Source organism: Deltaproteobacteria bacterium (genome assembly GCA_030654105.1).
Lineage (GTDB): Bacteria > Desulfobacterota > SM23-61 > SM23-61 > SM23-61 > JAHJQK01.
This window is the reverse complement of the sequence record JAURYC010000181.1, coordinates 1-7,626: the sequence shown is the minus strand read 5'-3', so window position 1 is coordinate 7,626 and position 7,626 is coordinate 1. Positions and strand designations below refer to the sequence as shown.

General features: G+C 53.0%; 9 protein-coding genes. All 9 read right to left on the bottom strand.

Going from position 1 to position 7,626, the window contains the following annotated elements:
- Positions 1 to 56: 56 nt before the first annotated feature.
- The gene (locus Q7V48_07645; GenBank protein ID MDO9210606.1) at positions 57 to 590 is read right to left on the bottom strand and encodes a HyaD/HybD family hydrogenase maturation endopeptidase; all 534 of its coding nucleotides are present in this window, start codon (positions 588 to 590) and stop codon (positions 57 to 59) included.
- Positions 591 to 641: 51 nt separating this feature from the next.
- On the bottom strand, positions 642 to 1,928 hold the full coding sequence (locus Q7V48_07640; GenBank protein ID MDO9210605.1) for a Ni/Fe hydrogenase subunit alpha: 1,287 nt from the start codon (positions 1,926 to 1,928) through the stop codon (positions 642 to 644).
- Positions 1,925 to 2,662: an NADH:ubiquinone oxidoreductase gene (locus Q7V48_07635; GenBank protein MDO9210604.1), complete on the bottom strand. Its 738-nt coding sequence runs from the start codon at positions 2,660 to 2,662 to the stop codon at positions 1,925 to 1,927. Before Q7V48_07635 ends, Q7V48_07640 begins: the two co-directional genes overlap by 4 nt.
- Positions 2,662 to 3,501 carry an FAD/NAD(P)-binding protein gene (locus Q7V48_07630; GenBank protein MDO9210603.1) on the bottom strand — a complete coding sequence of 280 codons (840 nt, stop codon included), beginning with the start codon at positions 3,499 to 3,501 and terminating at the stop codon, positions 2,662 to 2,664. Before Q7V48_07630 ends, Q7V48_07635 begins: the two co-directional genes overlap by 1 nt.
- A 2-nt stretch (positions 3,502 to 3,503) precedes the next feature.
- Positions 3,504 to 4,538, bottom strand: a complete 1,035-nt coding sequence (locus Q7V48_07625) for a 4Fe-4S dicluster domain-containing protein (protein MDO9210602.1) — start codon at positions 4,536 to 4,538, stop codon at positions 3,504 to 3,506.
- Positions 4,539 to 4,634: 96 nt separating this feature from the next.
- A complete protein-coding gene (locus Q7V48_07620) occupies positions 4,635 to 5,402 on the bottom strand; it encodes a PHP domain-containing protein (GenBank protein MDO9210601.1) in 768 nt (255 codons plus the stop codon).
- Between the two features lie 77 nt (positions 5,403 to 5,479).
- The gene (locus Q7V48_07615) at positions 5,480 to 5,911 is read right to left on the bottom strand and encodes an ATP-binding protein (protein MDO9210600.1); all 432 of its coding nucleotides are present in this window, start codon (positions 5,909 to 5,911) and stop codon (positions 5,480 to 5,482) included.
- Positions 5,901 to 6,281: a DRTGG domain-containing protein gene (locus Q7V48_07610; GenBank protein MDO9210599.1), complete on the bottom strand. Its 381-nt coding sequence runs from the start codon at positions 6,279 to 6,281 to the stop codon at positions 5,901 to 5,903. The genes Q7V48_07615 and Q7V48_07610 overlap by 11 nt, the downstream gene beginning before the upstream one ends.
- A gap of 309 nt (positions 6,282 to 6,590) precedes the next feature.
- The coding region (locus tag Q7V48_07605) for an NADH-quinone oxidoreductase subunit N (protein MDO9210598.1) at positions 6,591 to 7,626 on the bottom strand (1,036 nt) is incomplete at its 5' end.

Genomic DNA, 7,626 nt, shown 5'->3' with positions numbered 1-7,626 from the left:
AGAACACAGAGTTTTTCATAGAGTAAATGAATAATAATAAATCAATTTTCTGGCCATTAAGGAGCCGAGGTTTCACCTTCTTTGTTCATTTTATTATTCTCTGTGGCCTCGGTGACCTCTGTGGCAATAAAATTTGAAGAGATTTCCTTTAAAACCATTTCCATTACTTGGGGAATCGATGCCTGAACTTCGGGGGACAGGTCTGTTCCCCAGGAGATTTCCTTGGGCTGGATACCGATGATGACCACATCTTCTGGGCAATGCCCTAAAGCCTTGGCCAGTTCCAGAACTTCCAGGAGGCCCACATCATGGGTTGAAAACTTTCCACCTCCACTCAGGTCCTTTACCTTTTCTGGAGTAAAACGCACGACCGTACCCGGCTTCAGGTTCATTTCAGCGGCATCGATCAGCAGCAGCTTAGAGGCTTCCCGGAAAAAATCAAGCAGTCCGATTCCCGCCACACCTCCATCGTAAACTTCAACCTCGGCAGGCAGGTCCTTCTTTTGCAACTCTTGGGCTACATGAACGCCTACCCCTTCATCCTTGAGCAAAAGGTTTCCCACCCCGATGATCAGAGTTTTGCCGGCCACCGGTTTGCCTTCTTCCTGGTGATTTCCGCGTTGGCGAAACTCGTACCCCGCTTAAACGAACTCCACCTTCAGGAGATGCGTAGAACACGAGATGCAAGGGTCATATGCCCTGACCAGCATTTCCAAGGACAGACGAATCTCCTCCTGAGGCCGGTCCAGAACCTGGGGAAGCAAGGCTTCCATATCCTTCTGGATGTTGGCATGATTTTGGTTTGTGGGAATGATGCAGTTGGCCTCAACACAAATCCCGTTCTTGTCGTAGGTGTAGTCGTGGAAGAGGATGCCCCTGGGCACGTCAACGGATCCCACACCCCTTCCGGCCTTCAGCAAAATCCGCCGATCTTCTTCCTTCAATCCTTTATCCAGGAGTTCATCGATCAAGCGGATACTTTCATCCAGGGCGTGAACCACCTCCACGACTTGGACCACGGTGTTCATGAAGGGATTATAGCATGGGGCCTTCAGGCCTAACTCTTCGGCCGCTTTTTGGGCCCTCGCGGGGAGCTGGTCATGGTTGTTGTTGAACCGGGCCAGCGCTCCGACCATATAAGAATCCCGCACGTGTTTGGTGTATTTGGCCGTCGATTGCGGAACCAGGTACTCATTGGTCCAGTTCCGATAGTTTGCCACGGGGGTTGTGCCTGCATCCGTGGAGGCGATTACTCCCTCGTACAGGGCGTACTCTTCCTTCGATTTCAAGGATATGTATTCCGTCTCCCGTTGGAAATCGGGAATTTTGAGGGTTTTGAATAACGCCAGGGTTGCTTCCAGGTCCGGGCCAGCGGCCACCAAGCGTCGGCGTATTTCCTTGATATCCTTGATTTCAGGCAACTTGGTGAATCCGTTTACGGTGGGCGTAATGGGATGAACCGTACGGCCACCAAAAACATCGCAGAGGTCATTGGCCAGTTTTTTCATGCGCAGAGCCCGTACAACCACTTCGGGGTGGGTTTGCACTAAGGGAAAGACGCTGGGCGCCCCCACAAAATCCGGTGCGGCCAAAAAATAGGAGTGGAGCACATGGCTTTGCAGGTTCTCTCCCTGAATGAGGATGCGGCGCAAAAGCCGGGTCTGTTCGGAAATTTTGACTCCCATGGCTGCTTCCGTGGCTTGCAGGGAGCAAAGAGTGTGTCCGATCGAACAGATGCCGCAGATGCGGGAGGTAATATGGGCGATTTCCAGGTAACTCCGCCCCCGGACAAAGGCCTCAAAAAAGCGTGGGGCTTCTACAACTTCCCACTTACATTCTTCGATCTTTCCTTCCTTCACGTTGACAACAATATTACCGTGCCCTTCGACGCGGGTTAGGTGATCCACGTTGACGTTGATATTTTTCATTTGGCTACCTCCGAATATCCTAAAAAAATGCGAAATTGACTAATGGCCTGCTCCACGGTGAGACCATACTTCTTGAGGACTTCCTTCTCCGCATTGGTGTTCGGATCCGGGACGAGCCCGCGGCATCCGGCGCAGTTATCGCGATACGTGGGACACCAGGCTCCACATCCGGCCCGGGTTATCGGCCCTAGGCAGGTGAGTCCCAGCTCGAAAACGCACACATTGCCCGTCCGCTTGCATTCCACGCAGACCGGATAGGTGGGAATCTCCGGCTTCTTGCCCAGGAGCAGGGCTTTGGTCACCTTCACAAATTCATCCTTGTGGATGGGGCACCCGTGGATGTAATAGTCCACCGGCACCACGGCGTCGATGGGCCGGGCGGCGAAGGTTTCGTACCAGTCGGCCTTATCCCCATAGACGTATTTCCTGACATCCTCGAGGGGTTGGAAGTTTTTCAGGCAGTTCACTCCGCCAATGCAGGCGCAAGCCCCCAAGGCCACAAGGATAGCGGCTTGCTCGCGGATCTTTTTCAGACGGGGGATGTCTTTTTCCCGGGTGATACTCCCTTCGACGAAGGCAATAGCATAATCATCGCTCTTCTCGGTCATGGCCTCGCGGAACTGGACGATGTCCACCGCGCCTATTACGTCGAGCATCTCCGCCTCCAGGTTGACCACCTGAAGCTGGCAACCTTCGCAGCTTGCAAAATCAAAAAAAGCGATTTTGGGTTTCATCAAATGGCCTCCTTTAAGTCCTTGATCTTGGCGTAACTGAAAACGGGGCCTTCCTGGCAGACGTATATGTGGTTGATCTGACAGTGGCCGCACTTGCCCACACCGCACTTCATTCGCCGCTCCAAGGAGACGATGATCTGGTCGTCGGGGATCCCCTTGACCTGCGCTTCCAGGATCGCGAAGCGATACATAATCGGCGGGCCAACAATTACGGCGATCGTCTTCTGGGGGTCGACGGTGATTTTGGGGAAAAGGGTGGTGATGACCCCTACATTTCCTTTCCATTGGCCGTCGGACCGATCCACGGTTTCCCAGTATTCCATATCTTTGCTTTGGCGCCACTTGGCCAGTTCATCCAGGAAAAGTTGCTCGGCGGGTGTTTTGGCGCCGAAGAGCACAAAAACCCGGCCGAAATGGGAGCGATTATCCAAAACATAATTGATCAGAGAACGCAGGGGCACGAGACCGATACCGCCGGCGACGAAAAGAATATCCTTACCCTTCATCTCCTCGATGGGAAAGCCCTTACCAAACGGCCCCCGGATTCCCAGCGTGGCCCCACGATTGAGGGTGTGCAGGGTTTTGGTGACGTTGCCCACGGCCCGCACCGCCAGCTCAAAGGAACCCTTCTTGGTGGGTGAGGAAGAAACGGAAATGGGAGCTTCGCCGATGCCGAATAAAGAAACTTCGACGAACTGACCCGGCTGGTGCCCTAATTCTTGGTCGTTTTGAAGTTTGATCTCGAAGAGCTTCTCCATCTTGGTCAACTGCTCCGTCCTGACGATTTCCGCCAGGCTGGGCAGGTAAATCGATGTTGGCTGAACCTGTGCAGCGGTCATCATCACTTGCCCTCCTTTAACCGGTTAAAAATCTCCACGGGGTTGGCAATGTCCGGCAGACAAGCAGAGGCGCACCTTCCACAACCCACGCAGCCATGTTCCCCGTATTTCTCATAGATATATTTGCCCTTGCGAAAGATCCGGTGCCGAATCCGCTCCGCCCGGTCCTCCCGAAAATTCTCACCCGTAGCCACTTGGGCAAAACCTTCCAGCAAGCAACCGTCCCACAATCGGAACCGTTCTCCCTCGGATAGATTCAGGGCCATCTCGTCCTGCACATCGAAACAGTAGCAGGTAGGGCAGACCAAATTACAGGAGCCGCAACTAAAGCACTTCTCGGCTAACTCATCGAAAAGCTTGCTGGCGGCATGATCCGTGAGAAGCCTGGGCAACTCATCATAGGGCGTGGTCAAGGTATTCAAAGAAAACAGGTACGGGATTTTTTCTTGAATCTCAGACCGTTTGGCAACCTCCTCTTTCGTTGCTGCCCGGGAAGTGGCCCATTGGGCCAGGAGATCTTGGCCTTTCTGCGTTCCCACCGCCACTACGTACCCCTCCCCGATGTCGGTCAGGAAAAGGTCAAAGCCTTCTTGGACCGTCGCCGAGTTCATCGATTTACAGAAGGCATAGGGAGAGGACCTCCTGATGTCCGAGCCGATGATCACGGCGTCCTGCCGTTTCTTACGGTAGTGTTCATCCGAGTTGGCATCGGCAAAGATCCGGTCGAGCTGGGCAATGGCCTTAAGGTCGTAAGGATGAACCCCGATGATCGCCAAGGGTTTGCTTGCCAGCACCGCCTCGCAGCTTACCGTCTTACCCGTCCTGAACTTTAACAAAGTCTCCCGGGGGGGCAGGAAGTATTTTTTGGGGGAAAGGAGCGTAACATCATAGTCCAAGCAGAGCTGGGACGGCGATTCCAGAAGGGCAAACTCATACTTTCCCTCTACTTTCTCCCGAACCCCTACCACTTCCATAGCCGGCATCAGTTTTTCGATGAAAGGCGGGAAGTTTTTCTTTTCGATGGTTCGAAAGGTCATCTTTTCCTCCTTATTTTCAGAGTTTGAACGTTAGTAGTGCCGAGAACACGGAGCAGCGTTCTCCGCGTGCTCTGCGGTGAACAGGAAACCGAATTTTCAAAGTAAAGTCATCCCGCTATCAATCTTTTTAGTAATGCGCCGCCCTGCCTGACCCCGGAAGGCCAGGCGCAATTCTTCCAGGCTGGCCTCGGCTAAAAGAAAAACGGTGTACGCGCTGCCGATGTCCTGCAAACGATGGGTATCGGAGGAAATAATCCTGGGAATAGATAAAGAAGTAGCGGCGATAACTGTCTGCTCACGAAGCTTGCTCTGGCGGCTCATCTCTAAGGCCTCCAGTTCCAAATCCTCCGGAATCAATCCCAGCTGGCTGATCAAACTGAAGGAACCTTTGTTAAAGTGCGAGGGGATCATCAAGCCTCCGTGTTTTTCCACGCGATGCTTGACCTCTTCCAGGGAAAGGTCAAGGGAGTTTAAAAGCATGCGCTCCTCAAACTTTACAATATTCCCTTCCTCGTCCACAACGGGCTGATCCCCGAAAATTTCGGGATCGTTCTGCATAGGAGGGAGGTGGCGATAAACTTCCTCATCCCAAGCTGCGGTCGACGGCCAGTCGGGAAAGAGAGTAAGTAGATGGATTTCTTCCCGAGTTTGCACTTCCATCCCGGGAATGACTTTCAGCCCCCGCTGCTCTCCCAAGCGCATCACGACCCGTACGTTCTGAGCCGTGTTATGGTCCGTGATGGCGATGATGTCCAGACACTCTTTCTTGGCTCGTTCGACAATCTCCCGGGGTGAGAGGTCCAAGTCAGCGCAAGGGGAAAGGCAGGTATGAATGTGCAGGTCGGTGCAATATTCTCTCAACATCTCTGCTGGAGCTCAGTGAACTGCCCTTTTGGGAATTGCCAAGAGTTAGATGACCAGTCCTTGCTCCTGAACCCTCTCTATTGCCGGCGAATATATATCTCCAGAAACGTGCCCTGGCCGACCACCGAACGGATATGAAATTCGTCAGAGTTTTTTTTGATGTTGGGCAACCCCATCCCCGCTCCGAAGCCCATCTCCCGGATCTCCGGAGAGGCTGTGGAATACCCTTCTTTCATGGCCAATTCTATGTCGGCAATGCCCTCTCCTTCGTCTTCCACGCTGATGTGCAACAATTCGGGATTTACAGCAAGGGTCAGAGTTCCTTTTCTGGCGTACCAAACGACATTCATTTCCGCTTCATAGGTCGCAATGGTTGCCCGCCGGATGACTTTATTGGCAACCCCCAATTCTTGTAAAATTTTCTTTACTCTGCTGGACACTTCTCCCGCATTGGTAAAGTCTCCCCCGCTGATAGGAAAGGTTTCTTGGAAGCAGGGCTCAGCGCCCATCAACCGCGCAACTCCCTTCCTCAGCCTCGGAACATCCCGGAAGCCCGCGCTGGTAGAGGCGGCCGCAGGCTTCATACATCGGCAAGTCCGTGAGCATTATGGGAATCTTTTTTTCCATCGCCAAAGCAATGGTTTCCCGGTCAGGCTCCTTACCCCGGACGAAGACCACGGCCTTGACGTTAGCCATCTCTGCGGTCCGGACAACCTGAAGGTTGGTCAGACCAGTCAGGAGCAGAGAGTCCTCTTTGGTGAAGGCCAAGACATCGCTCATCAGGTCGCATCCGCAGGCCATCTTGACGTCCAGCTGTAAGTCCTGGGGAGCGACGATCATCTGGGCATTAAGAATTTCTTTGACTTCCTGCAGGGTCATCCCCGTCACTCCTATTCTGGCATAATGCGTCGTTCTACCCCAATTCCCCAAGCTTCGGGTCGCGCAAGAACTCGAAAACGAGTTGAACGTTAGCACAGAAAAATACCTCTGTCAAACCGGGTATCTGGCCCAGCCCTCTTCACTCTTACAGAATCCTTGTTCGTGGCCAGAAGTTCTTGGCGATGAGCGCGAGTAGCATCGGCATAAAGATTTTGGAATTCGGATTGTGGATTTCGGAATTTTTTTCAACTATTCCACATTCTGCATTCCGCAGTCCGCAATTAAATAAGGCCAGTGCCTGCGAATGGTTCACATCAAGGCCAGGATGGACTGCTTGGCCAGATTCAGGTAATGGGAGGGGGTAATCCCTATCTGCAGGGTGCCGAAAACAGCAATGATGAGGGCAATGACCATGGCCGGAGATGGGTCCAATCTGGCCAATTCCTTTTCCGGGTTACGCATATACATCATCACGGTTACGCGCAGGTAGAAGAAAACCGACAGGGCGCTGTTCAAGACGCCAATGATGGCCAGGCCAATGTACCCTGCTTTAACCGCCGCGCTGAAGATATAAAATTTGCCGACAAAGCCGGCCGTAGGAGGAATTCCCGCCAGGGAGAACATGAAAATAGCCATGACCGCTGCCAGCAGTGGGTATTTTGACGCCATCCCACTGTAATCGCTGAGGTTGACGTTTTCCTCACCCTTTCTTCCATAGAGAATGATGACCCCAAAGGCTCCCAGGTTCATGAAGGCATAGGCCAGGATATAATAAAGGACACTTGCCGTACCCAGTTCGCCAGCGGCCACCATAGCCACCAAGATGTAACCCGCGTGGGCGATGCTGGAATAGGCCAGCATGCGCTTAATGTTCTTCTGGGCAATCGCTACTATATTTCCCAAAGTCATGGTCAGTACGGCTAAAACCCAAAGGATCCAGACCCAATCCGTTTGCAGGGAGGATAAGGCGTAAAGAAATACCCGCAGGAAAGCGGCGAAACCAGCGGCTTTGGGCCCCACGGACATGAAGGCTGTTATCGAGGTCGGAGCCCCTTCATACACATCGGGCGTCCACATGTGGAAGGGGACGGAGGCGACTTTGAACCCGAATCCGACAATCAGCAATCCCATACCGATGAGGAGAAGAGGGTCGGGCAGGGAAGGGATCTTGCGAACGAATTCGTAGATGCCCTTCAGATTGGTCGTTCCCGTAGCCCCATAAATTAAGGCGATGCCGTAAAGTAAGAATCCCGTCGAGAAGGCCCCCAAGAGAAAATATTTGAGGGATGCTTCGTTCGATTTGGGGTTGGTGCGGAAGAAACCGGCCAAGACGTATACTGCCAGG